This is a genomic window from Sphingomonas parapaucimobilis NBRC 15100 (assembly GCF_000787715.1).
Taxonomy (GTDB): Bacteria; Pseudomonadota; Alphaproteobacteria; order Sphingomonadales; family Sphingomonadaceae; genus Sphingomonas; species Sphingomonas parapaucimobilis.
In genome coordinates this window covers 1-20,474 of record NZ_BBPI01000022.1, presented here as the reverse complement: position 1 = coordinate 20,474, position 20,474 = coordinate 1, and the positions used below count along the sequence as shown (strand labels likewise).

The window sequence follows — 20,474 nt, the reverse complement described above, 5'->3', positions numbered from 1 at the left end:
GGAAGCGGCCCCGAATGACGGCCCCCGGTTGTACGAACAGCCCTGCCTCTGTCATGACGATCCCCGTGACCCAAATCGAAAACACTCTCGAACCCGGCCTGTACATCGTCGCGACCCCTATCGGCAATCTCGGCGATCTGTCTCCGCGTGCGGCCAACATTTTGACAAACGCCGATATCATCGCGGTCGAGGACAGTCGCGTAACGGCCGGGCTGCTCCGCCATATCGGGGTGAAACGGCCGATGCAGCCCTATCACGACCACAATGCCGAGCATGTCCGCCCCGGCCTGATCGCGCGTATGGCGACCCAGGCGGTGGCGCTCGTCTCCGACGCCGGGACCCCGTTGATCTCCGACCCCGGCTACAAGCTGGTGCGTGACGCGCGCGCGGCGGGCCACGCGGTGGTGACGATCCCCGGCCCCTGCGCCGCGATCGCCGCGCTGACGCTGGCCGGGCTGCCGACCGATCGCTTTCTGTTCGCGGGCTTCCTGCCGCCCAAGGAAAAAGCGCGCGCCGATGCCATTGCCGAGATCGCCAGCATCCGCGCCACCCTGGTCCTTTACGAATCAGGTCCGCGTCTGGCGGCGACGCTGACCGCCCTGGCCCAGGGACTCGGCGACCGCGAGGCGGCGGTGACGCGCGAAATCACCAAGAAGTTCGAGGAGGCCGTGACCGGCACCCTCTCCACCCTCGCCGCGCGCTATGCCGAGGGCGGGCCGAAGGGCGAGATCGCGATCGTCGTCGCCCCGCCGGGCGAAGCGCCGCCCGCCACCGAACAGGATGCCGACGCCGCGCTGGCCGAGGCGCTGACGCGCCTGCCCGTCGGCCGCGCGGCGAGCGAAGTCGCCAAGGCGCTGGGGCTTGACCGCAAGACGCTCTATGCCCGCGCACTGGCGATGAAGGACGGCGGTTCAAGCGACTAGGCGCCTGCATTAGCGATTCGGCAAGGATCGATGGCGCAGGGAGGAACATGGGAACCGCCATGTACGCCTTTCAGTTTCGCCACGACATCAACCTGCTGGACATCCAATGGACCGGGCATTTCACGCCCGAGGTCGCGAACCGCTATGCCCAGGAACTGGTCGAGGCGTTCCGGCGCAGCGGCTTCCGCCCCGGCTATCGCCTGCGCATCGACATGTCGGCGATCAGCGTCCAGCCGAAGGAAGCGATCATGACGGTCCATGAGGCGCTGCGCGACTTTCCCCGCGCCAGCCGGATCGCGATGATCAACGGCAGCGCGATCGGGCGGCAACAGATCCGGCGGCTGATGACCCAGCCCTATCTGCGGGTGTTCGATCCCGCCGAGGACAGCCTGGCCTGGCTGACCGCGCCGGAGTAATCGCTCGCCCACGCCGCTATCCTTGGATAGCATGGGCCAATGCCCCCGCCCTCCGCCCGCCCCCGCCGTGATCGCCGTGCCGCCGAAGAAGCGGGCCGTCGCGGCGAACGCCTCGCCGCCTGGTGGCTGCGCCTGAAGGGCTGGACGATCCTCGACCGCCGGGTCCGCACGCCTGCGGGCGAGGTCGATCTGGTCGTGCGGCGCGGATCGCTGGTCGCCTTTGTCGAGGTGAAGATGCGGAAGACCGCCGCCGAACTGGATTTCGCGATCGACGCGCGGCGGCTGGCACGGGTCGCGGCCGCCGCCGAGGTGCTGATGGCGACCTATGCCGGGCCGGGCGACGATATCCGGGTCGACGTCATCCTGCTCGCGCCGGGCACGCGGCCGCGTCACATCGAAAACGCATGGTGTGGGTGACAGGCGCGCGGGCAGCGATTACCTCCCGTCCGCAACACCTCAAGGAAGGAAGCCCCCATGTCCAAGCCGCTGACCGTCGCCGTCCAGATGGACCCGATGGACCAGATCAACATCGCCGGGGACTCGACCTTCGCACTGATGCTGTCGGCCCAGGCGCGCGGGCACACGCTGTTCCACTATGACGCGGGCGACCTCAACTGGTCGGACGGGCACCTCTGGACGAAGGCGCATCCCGTCACCGTGCAGCGCGTCGCGGGCGACCATTACCGCTTCGGCGAGCCGGTGAAGCTGGACCTGGGCGACGCGGCCGATGTCGTGCTGATGCGGCAGGATCCGCCCTTCGACCTGGGCTATATCACCGCGACCCACCTGCTGGAGCGGGTAGCCGAGAAGACGCTGGTCGTGAACAATCCGCGCAGCGTGCGCAACGCGCCGGAAAAGGTCTTCGTCCTCGACTATCCGCAGTTCATGCCGCCGACGCTGGTCACCCGCTCGCTGGACGAGGCGCGCGCGTTCCTGGCGAAGCATGGCGAGATCGTCATCAAGCCGCTGCACGGCAATGGCGGCAAGGCGATCTTCAAGGTCGGGCGCGACGGCGCGAACCTGTCCGCGCTGATCGAGGTGTTCAACACCGCCTATCGCGAGCCGCATATGGTGCAGGCGTTCCTGCCCGCCGTGGCCAAGGGTGACAAGCGCATCGTCCTGATCGACGGCGAAGTCGCGGGCGCGATCAACCGCCTGCCGGGCGAGGGCGAGATCCGCTCCAACCTGGCGGTCGGCGGCTCGGCGCAGAAGACCGAATTGACCGAGCGTGAGCGTGAAATCTGCGCGGTGCTCGGGCCGGAGTTGAAGCGGCGCGGGCTGTTGTTCGTCGGGATCGACGTGATCGGCGGCGAATGGCTGACCGAGATCAATGTCACCTCCCCCACCGGCATCGTCGCCATCGAGACGTTCGACGGGACGGATGTCGCGGGCCTGATCTGGGACGCGATCGAGGCAAAGGTCGCGGCGAAGGGCTGAACGCAATCCTCCCCGGCACGGGGAGGTGGCAGGCCGAAGGCCTGACGGAGGGGGCATGCCGCAATGGACGTACCATGCGGCACGCCCCCCTCCACCATGCTTCGCATGGTCCCCCTCCCCGTGCCGGGGAGGACTATTCCCGACGGAACCCATCGCCCACCCATGCTTTTCCTTACCCGAGCAACGAAGGGCATGAGCATGGGTGCAACAACCATCGGCGCTATGGTGGGCGCCGCCATCGACGGTATGTCGGGTGACGACGGTGTCGCGGACGGCGCGATCATCGGCGCGGTGACCGCCAATGTCCTGAAAGTCGTGCTGCCGCTCGCCATCACCTATGCGGTGGGCTGGGCGGTGCTGCGCGGCGCGGGTGAGATCAAGGACCGAGTTTTCGGAGAAACAGCATGATCGGACGTATTATCGGCGCGCTCGTCGGGCGTGAAATCGGTCGCCGCGAAGGAAATGACGGCTTCAAGGGTGCGGCGCTTGGTGCGCTGGCCGTCGGCGGCATACGCCGCCTGGGTCCGCTCGGCCTGCTGCTCGGCGGCGGCTATGCGGCCAAGAAGGCCTATGACCGGCACAAGGCCGGAAAGGTCGCGGGCAACCGCTTCTAAGGCCTCGCTTCCAGACAAAGCGATACCGCAGCGCGTCAAGCATGTCTTGACGCGCTGCAACCGCGTGCGTCAAAGGCAGATATGCCCAACTCGCCCGCCTATCCCGACGATCCCCACAAGCTGAAGCGCCGCGGCATGTTGTTCGTGCTGTCCTCGCCCTCGGGTGCGGGGAAGTCTACGATTGCGCGCAAGCTGCTCGCCGATGATGACGGCCTGCAAATGTCGGTGTCGGCAACGACGCGCGGCATCCGGCCGGGCGAAGAGGACGGCCGGGACTATCACTTCGTCGACCTCGAGGAATTTCGCCGCATGGTGGCGGATGACGAGTTCCTCGAATGGGCGCATGTCTTCGACAATCGCTATGGCACGCCGCGCGCTCAGGTCGAGGCGATGCTGGCGGCGGGGAAGGACGTGCTGTTCGACATCGACTGGCAGGGCGCGCAACAGCTGTTCCAGATTGCGGGCGGCGACGTGGTCCGCGTGTTCATCTTCCCTCCCTCGATGGAGGAACTGCGCCAGCGACTCGAGCGCCGCGCGACCGACTCGGTCGAGGTGATCGACGCCCGCATGGCCCGCGCGACCAACGAGGTCAGCCACTGGGACGGCTATGATTACGTCCTGGTCAATGACGATGTGGAGCAGTGTTTCCAGGGGGTGAAGACGATCCTGCAAGCCGAGCGGCTGAAGCGCTCGCGCCAGACCGGGCTGATCGGGTTCATCCGGAAGCTGACGACGAAGTAAGCGCGGGGCGGTTCGGGGCGTGCACTTCGACTTCGCTCAGTGCGAACGGAGTGTAGGACGGGTGACAACCCGCGCGGGGTTCCCTCCCACGTCTCCTTGCCCCCGTTCAGGCTGAGCGTAGTCGAAACCCAAGGGAAACCCTCGCCGCACGCGCATCCCATGCACTTCGACTTCGCTCAGTGTGAACGGAGCGCGGGATAGGTGGCAACCACCCTCGACTCCCGTTCAGGCTAAGCGTAGTCGAAGCCCACGCCCTGCCCTCGAAACAAACTTATCCCAGCGCCTTCAAGAACTTCACTGCCGCGTCGAACTCCCGACGCTTGGCCTCTCGCGCTTCGACGGCGAGGTAATCCTCACCCCAGATCTCCGCCTGGAAATCCTCGTCGACATGCGCGGCGATCCAGATCGTATCTGCCTCCTCCGCCCCCTCCAGCAGCGCCAGCGCCAGCACCAGCGAGCCGGTAATCGTCACCACCGGCGACAGCGCGGCAAGACGGAACGGATCGAGCGCCGCCACGGCCTGCGCTAGCCGCTCGACCGTCGCGGGAGGCTGGGGCTGGTGCATGATCCCCGTCACCAGGGTGAAATGCACGTCGTAGCGATCCCGCGCCCAGTCGAGCAGCGGGTTCCACACCGCATCCTGCCGCGCCACCAGTTCCGGCGGCGAGTCCGCGCGGTAACAGAGCAGGTCGCTCTCCGCATAGCGCGCCAGCCCGGCCGCGAACGGCGCCGGGTCCGCGCCGATCCGGTCGATCGCCGCATTGGCGAGACCGGTCAGCGGCATGGCGCGCGGGTCGACCGTTTCCTCGACGTCGCGCCACTCGCCCGCAACCGCCTCGGCCAGCGCCATCGTCGGCAGCGCCAGCGGCACCCGCCCCGGCGTGCGCACCGGCCGGTCGTCGAGCCGCACGACCCGCTCGGCATCGACCGAGACGTTTGTCCAGAACCGCTTCATTCGCCCCCGCTCCGCCAGCGATGCGCCAGGCCGGCGGGCACGATCGCGATCATCGCCAGCGCCGACAGGATGATGCCGACGCCCAGCGCCTTGTGCGGCCATGCCACTCCGCGCGAAGCCAGCACCACGCCGAACAGTGCGCCCGCCACGCCGATCAGGCGCACGCCCATGATGATGAACCAGCGCCGCCGCGCGCGCGTGTCGCCGCTCATGACCGCACCAGCAGGGCGGGTAGGTCCGCAACCTCTTGCGCCACGACCTCGGCGCCTGCGCTCACCAGTTCCGTCACGTCATGATATCCCCAGGCGACACCGACCGCGAAGGCACCTGCCGCCTTGCCCATCGCCATGTCGAAGCTCGTGTCGCCGATCATCGCGACATCCTGCGCCGCCACGCCGGTCTCGGCCATGGCGGCCAGCACCATCGACGGGTCGGGCTTGGACGGGTGCCGGTCGGCGGTTTGCAGCGTGACGAAATGATCCGCCAGACCATGTTCGGCCAGCACCCGTTTGAGGCCTCGATCCGACTTGCCCGTCGCCACGCCCATCAGCCAGCCCTCCCCCGCCAGATGGTCGAGCAGGGCGGGGATGCCGTCGAACAGCGGCTCGGGTTCCATCGCGCCCGCGGTGCGCAGTCGGAAGAAGGCCGCCTTATAGTCGCTGGCCAGTTGGTGGTGCATCGCGTCGGGCTGGTCGGGTGCGAGCACACGCATCGCCTCGACCAGGCTCAGCCCAACGATCCGGCGAATCGCGGGGGCGGGCGGCGGGGTCAGGCCGGCCAGGGTGAACGCCTCGACGGCGGCAAGACAGATATTGGCCTGGCTATCGACCAGAGTACCGTCACAATCGAACAGGGCAAGGCGCGGGCGCGTCATCGCCCCCTCCTATCGGCAAGGGTGGCGCGGGGGAAGCATGACGTTTCGGATGAACAACAGCTAACAACCGTATTCAGCATCCGAACATGGCGAATCACCCATAAGGGCTTCAACGACGACGGGAATCGCCCCGCCGCCGCCGGTTTGAAGATCAAGGGAGATCGTGATGTTCAAGAAGCTTTCGCTCGCTGCCGCCGCCCTTGCCGTCGGCGCGACGGCCATGGTTCCGACCGCTGCTTCTGCGCAGCGTTATTATGATCGCGGCTACGGCTACGACCGCGCCTATGGCGACGCCTATTCGGACGGTTACAATCGCGGCCCGCGCTATGACCGCGGCTATTATGACCGTGGCGGCTACAACCGTGGCTATTACAACCGTGGTCCGCAGCGCTGCAACAACGGCACCACGGGCACCATCGTCGGCGCGATCGCGGGTGGCCTGCTAGGCCGCACGATCGACACGCGAGGCGACCGTACGCTCGGCACGATCCTGGGCGGCGGCGCCGGGGCGCTGGCCGGTCACGCGATCGAAAAGTCGAATAACCCCGGTTATTGCCGGTAATCTTCGGGCTTGAGGGGATGCCCCCTCGCCCTTGGATAAACGAAAGCCCCGTCGACCCAGGTCGGCGGGGCTTTTTCGCTTACCTGCCATTCCTCCCCTGCAAGGGGAGGTGGCAGCCCGCAGGGCTGACGGAGGGGTGTCCCGGCCAGCGAGGCCATGCACCACGAGCGTGGACACCCCTCCACCACCGCTTCGCGGCGGTCCCCCTCCCCTTACAGGGGAGGAAAAGCGGACTCAGCGCGTACCTCTGCCCCGACGTTCGCCGCGGCGTTCCTTGCGATACTGCTTGGCGTGCGCCTTGGCGCGCTGCTTCAGGACTTCCTTGGGCGGCGGGCCGCGATCCTCGTCCTGGGGCAGGACGTCGCCGCGAATCTCGTCAAAGCCCAGCTGGTTCATCGATTCGGCGAAGTGGGTCGGCAGTTCGGCCGTCTGGTCGATCCGGCCGCCATCGGGGTGATCGACGCGGATGCGGCGCGCGTGCAGATGCATCTTGCGGCTGATCCCGCCGGTCAGGAACGCCGCCGCACCGCCATATTTGCCGTCGCCGACGATGGGATGGCCGATCGCGGCCATATGCACGCGCAGCTGGTGGGTACGGCCGGTGAATGGCTGCAACTCGACCCAGCAGCAGCTGTTGCCCGCCCGCTCGATCACGCGGTAGCGCGAGCGCGCCGACTGGCCGTTTTCCTCGTCGACATGCATCTTCTCGCCGCCGGTGCCCGGCTGCTTGGCGATGGGCAGCTCGATCGTGCCGTCGTCGATCGAGGGCACGCCGACGACCAGCGCCCAGTAGATCTTCTTGGCGGTGCGCCCCGAAAACGCCTTGGCAAAGAACGCCGCCGCGCGGGCATTGCGCGCGACCAGCAGCGCGCCCGACGTGTCCTTGTCCAGCCGGTGGACCAGCTTGGGCCGCCCCTCCGCCTCGAACTGCAGCGCGTCGAGCAGGCCGTCGACATGCTGCGTCGTCTTGGTGCCCCCTTGCGTCGCCAGGCCCGGCGGCTTGTTCAGGACCAGCGCGTCGCGATCCTTGTGGATCACCATCTCGCGCGCGAACGACTCCTCGTCCTCGGACAGGATGTGGCGCGGGCGCATCGTCGGCTTGCTGCTCTCGGCCAGCGCGGGCTCGGCGGGGGGCACGCGCAGCACCTGGCCCGCCGCGATCCGGTCGCCCGGCGTCGCGCGCAGACCATCGACGCGCAACTGGCCGGTACGCGCCCATTTGGCGACGGTGGTGAAGCTGGTGTCGGGCATATGCCGCTTGAACCAGCGGTCCAGCCGGATGCCGTCATCGTCATAGCCGACCGTGAATTGGCGGACAGAGTCCGTCATGCGAAAATCCTTGTTATCGAAAGTCCGGCCCAAAGCGCGGCCAGCGAACCCAGCAACGACAAGGCGACATAACCGAGCGCGACCGTGATCTGGCCGCGTTCGATCAGGGTGATGGTATCGAGCGAGAAGGAGGAAAAGGTGGTGAAGCCCCCCAATATCCCGACGCCGACAAACAGCCGCCACCCTTCCGCGCCGCCGGTCCTGGCGAGGACGCCCGCCAGCAATCCCATCAACAGCCCGCCGACCCAGTTGACGGTCAGCGTACCATAGGGAAAGTCCGGGCCGAACGCATGGAGCATGTAGCGGCCGGTCCAATACCGGGCGCCCGAGCCCAATGCGCCGCCCAGCATTACGAGAAGAAGCGGTGACATGATCGCCGTCCCTTAGCGCAACCCCGTCAGCCGCGCAAAGGACAAGCGCGGGACGTCGGGATCAGCTGCCCTTGACCACCAGATCGATGTCGGTGCCACCCCCGGGCCGGGCGGTCGCATAGACCATATAGGCCGCCGGTCCCCGCGTACCGCCCAGGACATGTTGCGCGCCGTCCAGCTTGTGCTCGGCGCTGTAGCCCGCCCCGCTGGCGCGGGTATAGTAATAGTCGATGACCTTGGCGGCGGGTGCGGCGGTACGCAGGCTGACGATGCGCAAGCCGCAGCCATTCGCGTCATTGCCCGCCGCTTCCGCCACGCGCGAGCCTGGATAGGGAGCAAGAGCCTGCGGCATTCGACTCGCCCATGTCGCGGAATAACGCAGGCCCGACAGGCAGGCGGCATTGCCCGGCTGCTGCCCGGCCTTGGCCGCCAGCGTGAAGGCCCCGGCCGAGGCGCGGCATTCGGGGCAGTCGCGCGCGGCCACCGGCGCGGACTTCAGCGTGCGGGCATCGACCGGATCGGCGGGCGGCGGCAGCGAGGGCAGCTGGTCGCTCGCGGGCCGGTTGGGCGGACGCACGGCATTGGCGTTGGAGCTTTGGGTGAGGCCGGGATCGACCATGATCTGCCCGGCCAGCGCCTCGCGCAGTTGCGGGTCGCGTGTCGGGCTGCCGTCGTTCATCGCCGCCAGTTCATTGTCCAGCGCGTTCAACTGCGCATCGTCATCGGACTTGCCGCCACATGCCGCCAGCAACAGGCAGCCCAGCGGGATCAGGATATAGTGCGACTTCGCCATCATGGGGAACGGTCTAGCACGGCTATGCGACGCGATCCTTAACGGTTCTTGCCTTTGTCATGCCCCAGTGCGGGATATCGAAGCATTCCCCCATTCCTCCCCTGCAAGGGGAGGAACAGGATGAATGTCGATCGAGGCCGGCCCCTCGCGCTTGTAGAAAGGGCCAGCCCACGCCATCTTTATTTCCATGCTGAACCTGTTTTCGGTCGTCATCGGCCTGGTCGCGCTTTTGCTCGGTATCGTGCCCTTCCTGCCCTTTTTCGCCTGGGGTTACTGGTTCGTGATCCCCATAGCGATCGTCGGCGCGGCGGTGGGCGCATTGTCGTCGCGCGATACGGGGCGCAATCTGAACTTGATCCTCATCCTGATCTTCGGCCTCCGCCTGATGCTGGGCGGCGGATTCATCTAAAACGAGAAATGGCCCGGCGGGTCTCCCCGCCGAGCCGTCCTTGATGCTGTCCGCCGGTTTAGCGGCAGCGGACCTGGCCGCGATCGATCTGCTGGCCGAGCAGCGCGCCGCCGCCTGCGCCGATCACGGTGCCGAGCAGGCGCGACCCGCCGCCCGCAATCACATTGCCCAGCGCGCCGCCCGCCAGACCGCCGATCACCAGGCCCGTGGTGCCGTCATTGCGGCGGCAATAGAAGCGCCCGTTCATGCCGCGATAGATGCGGTCGTTGCGGCCGAGCGCGCGCGGCTGGTAATAACGGCCGTCGCGATAATAGCGCTCGGGATAATAGCCGCGCTGGCCCGGCTCGAAACGGTTATAGTCGTAATTGCGCCAGCGGACGTTGCGCATGTCCTTGCGATAATCCTTGCGGGCATCGCGAATGTCCTCGCGATATTCGCGGCGCGCCTCGCGGATGTCGCGCGGCGAATCGGCGCGGCGGACGTCGCGGTTATAGTCACGGCGGGCGTCCCGCACGTCTTCGCGATATTCCTGGCGCGCTTCCCAGCCGTTGCGCTGCGCCTCGGCAGGGATGGCGGAAAAGGCGGTGGCGGCGATCGTCGCCGTCAACAGTGCAATACGCATACTCGAACTCCCGTTGATGATGGGAGGAAGAACCCGCATTTATCCCGCTTGTTGCGTGAACCGAAAACTACTGGGCGTTCACTATCGAGACAGGATCATCTGTTTGATTTTCCAAACTAAAAAGGGCGCCACCCGAAGGTGACGCCCCCTGTTTCCCCGCCATGGGGGGAAAGGCCGCTAGCGGCAGCGGCGGTTGCTCGTGCCGCGCTCGATCTCGCGACCGGCGAGCGCGCCCACGGCGGCACCGCCCAGCGTGCCCAGCGTGCGGTCGCCGCGCGTATCGATCGTGCGGCCCAGCAGCGCACCCGCGACGCCACCGACGACCAGCCCCGTCGTGCCGTCCGGCTTGCGGCAGCGGACGCGGCCACGGTCATCGCGCCATTCGCGATACTTGTAGCGGCGCTGCGCGTCGGCGGCGGTCACCGGCAGGACCAGCGTGGGGACGACCATCGCGGTGCAGCCCAGGGCAAGCATCAATTTCCGCATCACAAACTTCCTTTCAAATTGATCTGACGCCGTAACGTCCCACTTCTACCGTCCGTTGCATGAACGGGAGATAACGTCACGTTCATCAACGCGCCGCCCTTTCCCCCTGCGAAGGGCCGCTCTAGGGTCGTGCGCGATGCTGCCCCAACCCACCGCCATGCTGCCCGCCGTGATGCCCTGGCTCGACCTGGCGGGGCTGGCCGTGTTCGCCGTGTCGGGCGCGCTGGTCGCGGCCAAGCACCGCCAGACGATGGTCACGCTCGTCTTCTTCGCGCTCATCACCGGGGTCGGCGGGGGGACGCTGCGCGACCTGTTGATCGATGCGCCGGTCTTCTGGGTGCATGACGCGCGGGTGCCGCTCGTCTGCCTGATCGCGGCGGTCGCGGTCTGGGCGACGCCGGAGCGCTGGTGGCGGGGGAGCGCGCTCGACTGGTTCGACGCGGTGGGGCTGGCGGCCTATGCCGTCTATGGCGCGGCGAAGGCGAGCGGCTATGGCATCACCCCGATCCCGGCGGCGATGCTGGGGGTGGTGTCGGCCTGTGTCGGGGGCATCATCCGCGACGTGATCGCGGGCGAGCCGTCGATCCTGATGCGGCCGGAACTGTATGTGACGGCGGCCGCGCTGTCCTCGACCAGCTATGTGATCCTGATGCAGCTGGGAGTGCCGGGTGCGGGGCCGATCGCGGCGCTGGCGGGGTTCGTGCTGCGCGGGGCGGCGATCCGATATCGGATCGCGCTGCCCGCTTATCCGGCGAAAGGGTGGGACCGGGGGTGATTCCTGTGGGAGGGAACTGCTCCCCCCTCCGTTCGCGCTGAACGAAGTCGAAGCGTACGCCCCGCTATCGCGGCTTGGCTGACGCATCCCCTTGGCCTTCGACTTCGCTCAGGCTGAACGGAGCGGGGGTAAACAGGCTTAACCCCAATCTCACCGCCCCAGCATCAACTCCGGCCGCACCACCCGGTCGAAGGTCGCCTCGTCGACCAGCCCCAGTTCCAGCCCGGCCTCCTTCAACGTCTGCCCCTTCTGATGCGCGTGCTTGGCGATCTTGGCGGCGTTGTCATAGCCGATCTCGGGCGCCAGCGCCGTCACCAGCATCAGCGAGCGGTCGAGCAGCTCGGTGATCCGGTCGCGATTGACCGTCATCCCCTCGACCGTGCGCTCGGCAAAGCTCTCCATGCCGACCGCCAGCAAATGGATCGAGCGCAGCACGTTCGCGCCGATCAGCGGCTTGAAGACGTTCAGCTCCAGATGGCCCTGCAGGCCGCCGACGGTCACGGCGGCATTGTTGCCGATCACCTGCGCGGCGACCATGGTCAGCATCTCGCACTGGGTCGGGTTGACCTTGCCCGGCATGATCGAGCTGCCCGGCTCGTTGGCAGGCAGTTCCAGCTCGCCCAGCCCCGAGCGCGGGCCAGAACCCAGCAGCCGGATATCGTTGGCAATCTTGGTCAGCGCCACCGCCAGCACGTTCAGCGTGCCATGCAGGTCGACCAGCCCGTCATTGCTGGCCAGCGCCTCGAACTTGTTGGGCGCGGTCACGAAGTCGAGGCCGGTCGCCTCGGCGATCTCCGCCGCGATCGCCTCGGCAAAGCCATGGGGCGCGTTCAGCCCGGTGCCGACCGCCGTCCCGCCTTGCGCCAGCGGCAGGATATTGCGGTGGAGCGTCCCCTCGATCCGGTCGCGGGCATTGGCAAGCTGCTGCACATAGCCCGAAAATTCCTGGCCCAGGGTCAGCGGCGTCGCGTCCTGCAAATGGGTGCGGCCGATCTTCACGATGGAATCCCACTCCTTCGCCTTGGCCTCCAGCGCGGCATGAAGCCGGTCGAGCGCGGGGAAAAGCTGCTTCGTCACGGCAATCGCGGCGGCGACATGCAGCGCGGTCGGGAAGGTGTCGTTGGACGACTGGCCGCGATTGACGTCGTCATTGGGGTGGACCGGCGACTTGCCGCCGCGCTCACCCGTCAGCATCTCGTTGGCGCGGCCCGCGATCACCTCATTGGCGTTCATGTTGGACTGGGTGCCCGATCCGGTCTGCCAGATGACCAGCGGGAACTGGTCGTCATGCCGCCCGTCGATCACCTCCTGCGCCGCCGCCTCGATCGCATCGGCCTTGTCCGCCACCAGGCCATGGCCGCGATTGATCCGCGCCGCCGCCTTCTTCACGATGGCCAGCGCATGGACGATGCCGATCGGCATCTGCTCGCGTGGCCCGAACGGGAAATTCTCCAGGCTGCGCTCGGTCTGTGCGCCCCAATAGGCGCTGGCGGGGACTTCGATCGGGCCGATCGAGTCGGTTTCGGTGCGGGTGGTGGCGTTCTGGGTCATGCGACAGGGACTCACCGATGGGGTCAGGGGTTCCCCGTTACATAGTCGTCATGTCGTCGACAGAGGAGGGCAGAATGCTTGCCACCCGCCCCCCACCCGCCTATCGCCGCCCTCGCGACAGGTTCCTCGAAAGAGGATGAAAAGGGAATGGGGTGCGACACCCCGGCTGCCCCTGCAACTGTAAGCGGCGAGCCGCCCGCCACGACGCCATTGGGGTAATGCCCGAGAAGGCGGCGGACCGGCCCCGACCCGCGAGCCAGGAGACCTGCCCGTCGCGGTCGTCCTTCGGCTGGTCAGGGTGTACCGGACGAAACGGGGCTTTCCCCTCGCGCGGCGACAGCGCCTTTGGAGACTTGCCCGATGTACAAGCCGATTTCATGCTGAAGCCCGCCGCGAACGGCCCCGCCGTGGTCGCCTGCAACACCTGCCGCCTGTCCGACGAGGTGCGCGAGAACGAAGACGGCCAGCGCGGCGGTGCGCTGCTGGTCGAGGCGCTTCGCCGGGTACAGGCGTCCGATCCCGCCTATGCGGATGTCGCGGTCGAGGAGATGCCCTGCCTCTTCGCCTGCCAGTCCTTCTGTACCGTCCACTTACGCTGCCCCGGCAAGGTCGGATACGTCATGGGGAAGTTCACCCCCGATGACGACGCCGCGCGCGCCATATTGGACTATGCCCGCGCCTATGCCGACAGCGACTGGGGACAGGTGCCCTACAAGCAATGGCCGCAAGGGGTGAAAGGCCATTTCCTGACCCGCACGCCCCCCGAAGGATATGTCGTCGAATGAGCGCCTTCCCCACCATCGCCGCGTTCGAGACCGCGCTCGCCACCCTGCCCCAGCCCGACGACCAGGCCCGCGCCGCCGCGACCGCGCGGCAGGGGCAGTTGACCAAGCCGCCGGGCTCGCTGGGCCGCCTGGAGGACATCGCGATCTTCCTCGCCGGATGGCAGGGCGTCGAGCGGCCCCGGATCGAGCGCGGCCGTGCGGTCATCTTCGCAGGGAATCACGGCGTCACCGCGCGCGGCGTCAGCGCCTTTCCGGCCGAGGTGACGGTGCAGATGGTCGCCAATTTCGCCGCCGGGGGGGCCGCGATCAACGCACTGGCGGCGGCGGCGGGGCTGGAACTGGCCGTGGTGCCGCTCGACCTCGACCGACCGACCGCCGACTTCACCGCCGCGCCCGCCATGACCGAGGAGGAATGCCTGGACGCGCTGTCCGCCGGTGCCGAGGCGGTGGGTGATGCCGACCTGCTCGTCCTGGGCGAGATGGGAATCGGCAACAGCACCGCCGCCGCTGCGCTGGCCGCCGCCAGTTTCGGGGGAGCACCCGCCTTGTGGGTCGGGCCGGGCACCGGCATCGATGCCGAGGGCGTTCAGCGCAAGGCCTGGGTGGTAGCCGAGGGACTCGCCCTGCACCGGGAGCATCTGACCAGCGCCTTCGAGATCCTGCGCCGTCTGGGCGGGCGCGAGATCGCAGGCATGGCGGGCGCGGTGCTGGCCGCACGCCACAAGCGGATCCCGGTGGTGCTCGACGGCTTTATCGGCACCGCCGCCATCGCACCGCTGGCCCATGCCAATCCGGCGATCAGCGCCCATTGCCTGTCGGGCCATTGCTCTGCCGAGCCGGGCCATGTCCTGTTGCTCGCGCGGCTGGGACTCGAGCCGATCCTGTCGCTCGCCATGCGGCTGGGCGAGGCGAGCGGCGCGGCGGTGGCGGTGCAGGTCATCCGTGCAGCCATCGCGGCGCATGACGGCATGGCGACCTTTGCCGAGGCGGGCATCTCGGGCGCGTGACCGGCTTTCGTCTCCATCTGCTGCGTCACGGCGAGCCCGAACTGACGGGGCGGATGCTCGGGCGAACCGACAGCCCCGCCACGGCCGGGGGCATCGCAGCCTGTGTCGCGCGGGCGGGCGGGCTGGACGTGACCCGCCGGGTCGCCTCCGACCTGTCGCGCGCGCGGACCTGTGCCGAGGCAATCGGTCCAGTGGAAGTCGATCCGCGCTGGCGGGAGCTGGATTTCGGCGCGTGGGACGGGCTGGCGGCGAGCGACATCGCCCCCGAGACGCTGCGCCGTTTCTGGGGCGATCCCGATGCCGCCCCGCCGCCGGGCGGCGAACGCTGGTCCGATCTGGTCGAGCGTGTCCGTGCAGCCATCGCCGACCTGCCGCCCGAACCGACGCTGATCGTCACCCATGGCGGCGCGATGCGTGCGGCGTTGCATGTGCTGTGCGGGTTCGATCTGCGCGCAACATGGTCGTTCGCGCTGCCCTATGCGGCGCTGGTCACGCTGGAGGTGTGGGACGGTGCGCCCCGCAGCGCGCAGGTGACGGGGCTGGTGACGGCATGAAGGCGCTGATCGTCGCGCTGGGCTTCCTCACCCGACTGCCCATGCCGCGTGTCGAGGCGGACGAAGCGGATTTCGCGCAGGCCATCCGGCTCTACCCGGTCGCGGGGCTGGTCATCGGGGTGATCGTGGCCGGGGCGGGCTGGCTGGGCGCGCTGGTCGACCCGTGGACGGGCGCGCTGGCGGCACTGGTCGCCTGGGTCTGGGCGACGGGGGCGCTGCATCTGGACGGGCTGGCCGACCTGTCCGACGGGCTGGGCGCGGCGCATGGCGATCGGTCGCGGCTGCTGGCGGTGATGGCCGATCCGCATATCGGCAGTTTCGGCGTGGTCGCGCTGGCAATGCAGTTGACCGCCAAGCTGGTGCTGCTCCACCGCGTGCCGCCCGAGGGCTGGCCGTGGATCGCGCTGATCCCGGCCGCCGCACGGATCGGACCTTTGGTCTGGGCGCGGATGCTGCCGCCGCTGAAGCCCGGCGGATTGGGGGCGATGGTAGCCAAGGCGGTCCGGCCGCTCGACATGATCGGCTGGATATTCGCCGCGCTCGTGCTGGGCCTGTTCTATCCGCCGGTGGCGGTCGCACCGCTCGTCCTCATGGCGCTGTCGCTCTGGTTCCGGCGCAAGCTGGGCGGCGTCACCGGCGACGTGCATGGCGCCGGGATCGAACTGACCGAAACCGCGCTGCTCCTCGCTGCCGTCCTTTACGCCCTGCCCTGAGCGATCCGCAGCAGCGCGTCGCAATCGACATGCGCCTCCAGCACGGCGGCGATGGCGTCGAGCGCGGCATCGACATCGGCCCGGTGATCCGGCCCCTGCCCCGCCATGCCGATCCGTGCCAGCCATGCCGCGCGCTGTCCCGCCTCGCCCAGCAGGCCGTGGACATAGCTGCCCGCGACCAGCCCGTCGGCGCGGATCGCCCCCTCCGCCCGGCCATCGGCGAGATACCCCACCGGCTGCGCGGTATCGGGGCCGCCGGTCCGCCCGAGATGGATTTCATAGCCCGAGAACGGCGCACCCAGCGCCTCGCCCGTCACCGGCCGGACCGTCTTTTCGCCGGTGAGCACGGTCTCCACGTCGAGCAACCCCAGCCCCGCGACCGTCCCGGCAGGCCCCTCGATCCCGTCCGGGTCGGCGACCGAGCGGCCCAGCATCTGGTATCCGCCGCACAAGCCCAGCACCGGCCGCCCGCGCCGGACATGCGCGGCGATGTCGATGTCCCAGCCCTGTGCGCGAATGAAGGCCAGGTCGGCGATGGTCGCCTTCGATCCCGCCAGCACGATCATCGCGGCATCGGGGATCGGCTCGCCGGGGCGGACCATGACCAGATCGACCTGCGGCTCCAGGCGCAGCGGATCGAGATCGTCGAAATTGGCGATGCGCGGCGTGATCGGACAGGCGATGACGACCCGCCCGCCCATACCGGCGCGCCCGCGTTCCAGCACCACCGCGTCCTCGCTGGGCAAGCGCGCGGCATCGGCCAGCCACGGGATCAGCCCCAGCGAGTGCCAGCCGGTATGCTCGGCAATCGTTGCCATGCCATCGGCGAACAGCGCAGGGTCGCCGCGAAACTTGTTGACCAGAAAGCCCCGGATCATCGCGGCATCCGCCGGGTCGATCACCGCCTTGGTGCCGACCAGCGAGGCGATCACCCCGCCCCGGTCGATATCCCCCGCCAGCACCACCGGCACGTTCGCCGCGCGGGCAAAGCCCATATTGGCAATATCGCCGGGGCGCAGATTGACCTCGGCGGGCGACCCGGCGCCCTCGACGATCACGAGATCGCACGCCGCCTCCAACCTACGATAGCAGTCGACCACCTCGGGCAGCAGCCCGATCCGCCCCTCGCGCCATTTCGACGCGGGCAGCATCCCCCGCACCTGCCCCCGCACGATCAGTTGCGAGGTGCGGTCCCCCTGTGGCTTCAGCAGCACCGGATTCATGTCGACATGCGGCGTCACCCGCGCCGCCATCGCCTGGGTCGCCTGCGCCCGGCCGATTTCGCCGCCATCGGGCGTGGCGGCGGCATTGTTGCTCATATTCTGCGGCTTGAAGGGACGGACGCGCAGCCCTCGATTGGCGAAGGCGCGGCAGAGGCCCGCGACCAGCACCGACTTGCCGACGTCCGATCCCGTGCCCTGGATCATCACGCCAGCCATGCGGCACTCCCCGCGATCACCCAGAGCAGCAGGCAGGCGCGCGCATAGACTTGCAGGGCGGTCACGATGTCGCAGGGCGACGCGGGCCGCCCCTCGCGCCCGATCCACGGCTTGATCTGGGTCACCCCGTCATAGGCGACCGGCCCGGCCAGTGCGACGCCCAGCGCGCCCGCTATCGCCGCCTCGGGCCAGCCCGCATTGGGCGAGGCATGGGCACGCGCATCGCGCTTCATCACCGCCCAGCCGCCAGCACCCGCGACGCACACCAGCACGCCCGCGATCCGCGCCGGAAGCCAGTTCGCCCCGTCGTCGATCCGCGCCGCCGCCCAGCCGAACGCCCGCCAGCGCGGCTCCTTATGCCCGATGATGCTGTCGGCGGTGTTGATCGCCTTGTACATCCACACCCCCGGCAGCCCGAGCAGCAGCAACCAGAAGAGCGGCGCGACGATGCCGTCGCAGAAACTTTCCGCCAGCGTCTCGATCGCCGCGCGCGACACGCCCGCCTGGTCCAGCCGCCCGGTATCGCGCCCGACCACCCGCGCGACCAGCGCTCGGGCGGCGGGCAGGTCGCTGCGTAGCAGCGCGTCGGCCACGGGGCGGACATGGACATACAGGCTGCGCTGCGCGAGCGCGGGCCAGGCCAGCAGCGCGCTGACGATCCAGCCCCAGCGACCGAGCAAAAGGTGCGATTCCCGGTCGATCCACCATGCAAGCCCGCCGGTCAGCGCGATCAACAGGATCATGGTGACAACGCCCAGCCCCCGCCGCACACCTTCGGGCCGCTTCGGCGAATTGCCGAACCGCTCGGCCAGATTCAGAAACCGCGCAAATGCCCCCACCGGATGACCGACACGCGCATAGAGCCGGTCGGGCCAGCCGATCGCCGCATCGAGCGCCAGCGCCATCAGCGCCACAGGATCAGCCATGCCGCAATGCCTTATCCAATCGTTCAAGCTCCGCCGTGGCGGCGGGCACGCCGAAGCGCAACCGCCCCGGCGCGTCGGCGAACGGCCGCACCAATATACCTGCCGCCGCCAGTCGCCGGAAGATGGCGGCTGCCCCCGGCGTCTCCACCATGCGGAACAGCGGACAGGCGCCCTTCGCGGTCAATCCATGATGCGCCAGCACCGCGTCCAGCGCCGCCGTCCGCTCGACCAGCGCGATCCGGGTCGCCGCGATCCATGCGCGATCGGCATAAGCCGCGCTGCCCCAGGCCATGGCGTGCGCCGACACCGGCCAGTCCCCCAGCAGGTCGCGCAGCCGCGCCAGTATCTCCGGCGCGGCCATGACGAAGCCCAGCCGCACCCCGGCCAGCCCGAAGAACTTGCCGAACGACCGCAGCACCACGACCTGTTCGCCGCCATCGAACCCGCTTCCCGGCATCGCATCGGCAAAGGCTTCGTCGAGGATCAGCCAGCCGCCTGCCCGTTCCTGCGCCGCCGCCAGCCGGGCCAGTTGCTCGGGCGAGCGATGGACGCCGTCGGGATTGTTGGGATTGGCGATCAACAGGCTTCCCGCCTGCCCCGCCCAATCGTCCAGCGCGGACTGGTCGACCCGCGCAGAGGCGACCGCGCCATGCGTCCCATAGCTCGGTCGAATTGCGACGATCGGCTGCGGCACGCCCAGCAGCGGCAACAGGCGCAGCGCCATCTCGCTCCCCGGCACCGCCGCGACCCGCTCCGCCGCGACGCCGAAATGCGCCGCTGCCCGTGCTTCCAGTCGGGCCAATGCGCTGCGATCCGGCAAGGGCGCGGCGTCGACGTCCAGCTCCTCGGGCGGGGTCCAGGCGACCGGATTGATCCCCGTCGACAGATCAAGCCACGGCGTCGGGGCATCGGGAAACAGTGCCTTAGCCGCGTCGATCCGGCCGCCATGATGGGTCAGCGCGGCCATGGGGGCTTGCGTCATCGGCCCGCTCCCGCGATGCGGAAAGGCATGACGAAGCCCCGAACCATCCTCGTGCTCGGCGGTGCCCGGTCGGGCAAGAGCCGCCATGCCCAGTCGCTGGCCGAAGCGATGACCTGCCAAGGCTGCTTCATCGCAACCGCGCAGGCCTGGGACGACGAGATGCGCGACCGTATCGCCCGGCACCAGGCCGATCGCGACGAACGCTGGACGACCGTGGAAGCCCCCCTCGCTTTGCCCGAGGCCCTTGCCGAGCACGCCCGCGCCGACCGGGTGGTGCTGGTCGACTGCCTGACCCTGTGGCTGACCAACCTGTTGCTGGGCGAGGCCGATCTGGCGGCGGCGGGCGAGGCGCTGGTCGCTGCGCTGGCCGACGCGCCCGGCCCGGTGGTGCTGGTCAGCAACGAGGTCGGCTTCGGCATCGTCCCGGACAATGCGCTGGCCCGGCGCTTTCGCGATGCGCAAGGTATGCTCAACCAGCGGCTGGCACGGGTATGCGACGCGACCGATCTGGTGGTGGCGGGGCTTCCCATGCGGCTTTCAGGAGAGAAATGATGCGAACCGACGCCGAACATGCCGAGCGCATGGCCAAAAAAAAGGCCGCCCAGGACAGCAAGGTCGCCGCGCGCGACGCCGAAAAGGGCCTGGTCATCGTCCATACCGGCAAGGGCAAGGGCAAGACGACCGCCGCGCTCGGCATGGTCCTCCGTGCGGTCGGCCACGACATGCGCGTCGGCATGGTACAGTTCGTGAAAGGCGCGATGACCACCGGCGAGGCGGCCGTGCTGGCGCGCTTTCCCGAGGTCGATTTCCACGCGATGGGCGAAGGCTTCACCTGGAATACCCAGGACCGCAGCCGCGACATCGCCACCGCGCGGGGCGCGTGGGACGAGGTCAAGCGGATGATCGCCGATCCGTCCTATGACCTGATCGTCGCGGACGAGCTGAATATCGTGCTGCGCTATGACTATCTGCCCGTCGACGAGGTGCTGGAGGTGCTGGCGACCAAGGGCGCGATGACGCATGTCGTCATCACCGGCCGCAACGCGCCGGAGGCGCTGATCGAGGCCGCCGACCTGGTGACCGACATGACGCAGGTGAAGCATCCCTTCCGCGAACAGGGCGTGAAGGCGCAAAAGGGTATCGAATTCTGAGCTTCGGCGTGGAGGGATACACCACAAAGCGTTTGGCTTGGGGCCATGCCCTCCCCCGT

The 20,474-nt window shown here is 68.5% G+C and carries 28 protein-coding genes and 1 riboswitch; of the genes, 16 read left to right on the top strand and 12 right to left on the bottom strand.

Annotation, left to right across the window (positions count from 1 at the left end; all coding sequences use genetic code 11):
* The first annotated feature begins 53 nt into the window (after positions 1-53).
* From rsmI to gmk, 7 genes are all read left to right on the top strand, one after another.
* Complete coding sequence (gene rsmI, locus SP5_RS04270) at positions 54-923, top strand: 16S rRNA (cytidine(1402)-2'-O)-methyltransferase (protein WP_042484566.1); 870 nt, start codon at positions 54-56, stop codon at positions 921-923.
* A gap of 47 nt (positions 924-970) precedes the next feature.
* Positions 971-1,339 carry a M15 family metallopeptidase domain-containing protein gene (locus SP5_RS04265; protein ID WP_338012065.1) on the top strand — a complete coding sequence of 123 codons (369 nt, stop codon included), beginning with the start codon at positions 971-973 and terminating at the stop codon, positions 1,337-1,339.
* Positions 1,340-1,378: 39 nt separating this feature from the next.
* Positions 1,379-1,756, top strand: coding sequence for a YraN family protein (locus tag SP5_RS04260; RefSeq protein ID WP_042484562.1), 378 nt, complete (start codon positions 1,379-1,381; stop codon positions 1,754-1,756).
* 57 nt (positions 1,757-1,813) lie between these two features.
* Positions 1,814-2,776: a glutathione synthase gene (gshB, locus tag SP5_RS04255; protein ID WP_042484560.1), complete on the top strand. Its 963-nt coding sequence runs from the start codon at positions 1,814-1,816 to the stop codon at positions 2,774-2,776.
* A 198-nt stretch (positions 2,777-2,974) separates the two neighbouring features.
* Positions 2,975-3,184 (top strand): hypothetical protein, encoded by a 210-nt coding sequence (locus SP5_RS04250; RefSeq protein ID WP_042484584.1) that lies wholly within the window; start codon positions 2,975-2,977, stop codon positions 3,182-3,184.
* Positions 3,181-3,390 carry a hypothetical protein gene (locus SP5_RS04245; protein WP_042484557.1) on the top strand — a complete coding sequence of 70 codons (210 nt, stop codon included), beginning with the start codon at positions 3,181-3,183 and terminating at the stop codon, positions 3,388-3,390. Before SP5_RS04250 ends, SP5_RS04245 begins: the two co-directional genes overlap by 4 nt.
* Before the next feature lie 81 nt (positions 3,391-3,471).
* The gene (gmk, locus tag SP5_RS04240) at positions 3,472-4,131 is read left to right on the top strand and encodes a guanylate kinase (protein ID WP_174435502.1); all 660 of its coding nucleotides are present in this window, start codon (positions 3,472-3,474) and stop codon (positions 4,129-4,131) included.
* Positions 4,132-4,402: 271 nt separating this feature from the next.
* Here gmk and SP5_RS04235 read toward each other — a convergent pair whose 3' ends face one another.
* From SP5_RS04235 to SP5_RS04225, 3 genes are read right to left on the bottom strand one after another with little or no spacing between them, the layout of a single operon-like run.
* Positions 4,403-5,086, bottom strand: coding sequence for an ATP12 family chaperone protein (locus SP5_RS04235; protein WP_042484554.1), 684 nt, complete (start codon positions 5,084-5,086; stop codon positions 4,403-4,405).
* Positions 5,083-5,298: a hypothetical protein gene (locus tag SP5_RS04230; protein WP_042484550.1), complete on the bottom strand. Its 216-nt coding sequence runs from the start codon at positions 5,296-5,298 to the stop codon at positions 5,083-5,085. Before SP5_RS04230 ends, SP5_RS04235 begins: the two co-directional genes overlap by 4 nt.
* A complete protein-coding gene (locus tag SP5_RS04225; RefSeq protein WP_042484548.1) occupies positions 5,295-5,960 on the bottom strand; it encodes an HAD-IA family hydrolase in 666 nt (221 codons plus the stop codon). The genes SP5_RS04230 and SP5_RS04225 overlap by 4 nt, the downstream gene beginning before the upstream one ends.
* Before the next feature lie 166 nt (positions 5,961-6,126).
* Here SP5_RS04225 and SP5_RS04220 point away from each other — a divergent pair, with 166 nt between their 5' ends.
* Complete coding sequence (locus SP5_RS04220; protein ID WP_042484542.1) at positions 6,127-6,522, top strand: glycine zipper 2TM domain-containing protein; 396 nt, start codon at positions 6,127-6,129, stop codon at positions 6,520-6,522.
* Positions 6,523-6,756: 234 nt separating this feature from the next.
* Here the strand turns inward: SP5_RS04220 and SP5_RS04215 are convergent, their stop codons facing one another.
* The 3 genes from SP5_RS04215 to SP5_RS04205 all read right to left on the bottom strand — a co-directional run bounded on the left by SP5_RS04215 (position 6,757) and on the right by SP5_RS04205 (position 9,018).
* Entirely contained in the window at positions 6,757-7,851 is a 1,095-nt protein-coding gene (locus SP5_RS04215) for an RluA family pseudouridine synthase (RefSeq protein ID WP_042484539.1), read from the bottom strand.
* A complete protein-coding gene (crcB, locus tag SP5_RS04210; RefSeq protein WP_042484538.1) occupies positions 7,848-8,222 on the bottom strand; it encodes a fluoride efflux transporter CrcB in 375 nt (124 codons plus the stop codon). Before crcB ends, SP5_RS04215 begins: the two co-directional genes overlap by 4 nt.
* A gap of 61 nt (positions 8,223-8,283) precedes the next feature.
* Entirely contained in the window at positions 8,284-9,018 is a 735-nt protein-coding gene (locus SP5_RS04205; RefSeq protein ID WP_052811397.1) for a hypothetical protein, read from the bottom strand.
* Positions 9,019-9,202: 184 nt separating this feature from the next.
* Here SP5_RS04205 and SP5_RS04200 point away from each other — a divergent pair, with 184 nt between their 5' ends.
* Positions 9,203-9,424: a hypothetical protein gene (locus tag SP5_RS04200; protein WP_042484536.1), complete on the top strand. Its 222-nt coding sequence runs from the start codon at positions 9,203-9,205 to the stop codon at positions 9,422-9,424.
* 58 nt (positions 9,425-9,482) lie between these two features.
* On the opposite strand, the gene SP5_RS04195 is transcribed toward SP5_RS04200, so the two are convergent.
* Both SP5_RS04195 and SP5_RS04190 read right to left on the bottom strand, forming a co-directional pair.
* Positions 9,483-10,046 carry a glycine zipper 2TM domain-containing protein gene (locus tag SP5_RS04195; RefSeq protein ID WP_042484534.1) on the bottom strand — a complete coding sequence of 188 codons (564 nt, stop codon included), beginning with the start codon at positions 10,044-10,046 and terminating at the stop codon, positions 9,483-9,485.
* A 177-nt stretch (positions 10,047-10,223) separates the two neighbouring features.
* Entirely contained in the window at positions 10,224-10,532 is a 309-nt protein-coding gene (locus SP5_RS04190; protein ID WP_042484532.1) for a glycine zipper 2TM domain-containing protein, read from the bottom strand.
* 136 nt (positions 10,533-10,668) lie between these two features.
* On the opposite strand from SP5_RS04190, the gene SP5_RS04185 reads away from it, so the two are divergent.
* Positions 10,669-11,307 (top strand): trimeric intracellular cation channel family protein, encoded by a 639-nt coding sequence (locus SP5_RS04185; RefSeq protein ID WP_042484531.1) that lies wholly within the window; start codon positions 10,669-10,671, stop codon positions 11,305-11,307.
* A gap of 150 nt (positions 11,308-11,457) precedes the next feature.
* Here the strand turns inward: SP5_RS04185 and fumC are convergent, their stop codons facing one another.
* A complete protein-coding gene (fumC, locus tag SP5_RS04180) occupies positions 11,458-12,858 on the bottom strand; it encodes a class II fumarate hydratase (protein WP_042484529.1) in 1,401 nt (466 codons plus the stop codon).
* Between the two features lie 102 nt (positions 12,859-12,960).
* Positions 12,961-13,145: riboswitch (cobalamin riboswitch) on the top strand.
* A 90-nt stretch (positions 13,146-13,235) separates the two neighbouring features.
* On the opposite strand from fumC, the gene SP5_RS04175 reads away from it, so the two are divergent.
* From SP5_RS04175 to cobS, 4 genes are read left to right on the top strand one after another with little or no spacing between them, the layout of a single operon-like run.
* A complete protein-coding gene (locus SP5_RS04175; RefSeq protein WP_042484528.1) occupies positions 13,236-13,643 on the top strand; it encodes a DUF1636 domain-containing protein in 408 nt (135 codons plus the stop codon).
* Positions 13,640-14,650 (top strand): nicotinate-nucleotide--dimethylbenzimidazole phosphoribosyltransferase, encoded by a 1,011-nt coding sequence (gene cobT / locus SP5_RS04170; RefSeq protein WP_042484526.1) that lies wholly within the window; start codon positions 13,640-13,642, stop codon positions 14,648-14,650. The genes SP5_RS04175 and cobT overlap by 4 nt, the downstream gene beginning before the upstream one ends.
* Positions 14,647-15,204 carry a histidine phosphatase family protein gene (locus SP5_RS04165; protein ID WP_042484524.1) on the top strand — a complete coding sequence of 186 codons (558 nt, stop codon included), beginning with the start codon at positions 14,647-14,649 and terminating at the stop codon, positions 15,202-15,204. Before cobT ends, SP5_RS04165 begins: the two co-directional genes overlap by 4 nt.
* Positions 15,201-15,917 carry an adenosylcobinamide-GDP ribazoletransferase gene (gene cobS, locus SP5_RS04160; protein ID WP_042484521.1) on the top strand — a complete coding sequence of 239 codons (717 nt, stop codon included), beginning with the start codon at positions 15,201-15,203 and terminating at the stop codon, positions 15,915-15,917. The genes SP5_RS04165 and cobS overlap by 4 nt, the downstream gene beginning before the upstream one ends.
* Here the strand turns inward: cobS and SP5_RS04155 are convergent.
* Genes SP5_RS04155 through SP5_RS04145 form a run of 3 tightly spaced genes read right to left on the bottom strand, consistent with a single transcriptional unit; the run spans position 15,902 to position 19,264 of the window.
* Positions 15,902-17,356, bottom strand: coding sequence for a cobyric acid synthase (locus SP5_RS04155; protein WP_042484518.1), 1,455 nt, complete (start codon positions 17,354-17,356; stop codon positions 15,902-15,904). The two genes, cobS and SP5_RS04155, sit on opposite strands and share 16 nt — an antisense overlap.
* Positions 17,344-18,282: an adenosylcobinamide-phosphate synthase CbiB gene (gene cbiB, locus SP5_RS04150; RefSeq protein ID WP_042484516.1), complete on the bottom strand. Its 939-nt coding sequence runs from the start codon at positions 18,280-18,282 to the stop codon at positions 17,344-17,346. The genes SP5_RS04155 and cbiB overlap by 13 nt, the downstream gene beginning before the upstream one ends.
* The gene (locus SP5_RS04145; protein WP_245613397.1) at positions 18,275-19,264 is read right to left on the bottom strand and encodes an aminotransferase class I/II-fold pyridoxal phosphate-dependent enzyme; all 990 of its coding nucleotides are present in this window, start codon (positions 19,262-19,264) and stop codon (positions 18,275-18,277) included. The genes cbiB and SP5_RS04145 overlap by 8 nt, the downstream gene beginning before the upstream one ends.
* Positions 19,265-19,291: 27 nt before the next feature.
* On the opposite strand from SP5_RS04145, the gene cobU reads away from it, so the two are divergent.
* The gene (gene cobU / locus SP5_RS04140) at positions 19,292-19,816 is read left to right on the top strand and encodes a bifunctional adenosylcobinamide kinase/adenosylcobinamide-phosphate guanylyltransferase (RefSeq protein ID WP_042484575.1); all 525 of its coding nucleotides are present in this window, start codon (positions 19,292-19,294) and stop codon (positions 19,814-19,816) included.
* Positions 19,816-20,415: a cob(I)yrinic acid a,c-diamide adenosyltransferase gene (gene cobO / locus SP5_RS04135; protein ID WP_439645599.1), complete on the top strand. Its 600-nt coding sequence runs from the start codon at positions 19,816-19,818 to the stop codon at positions 20,413-20,415. Before cobU ends, cobO begins: the two co-directional genes overlap by 1 nt.
* Positions 20,416-20,474 lie beyond the last annotated feature (59 nt).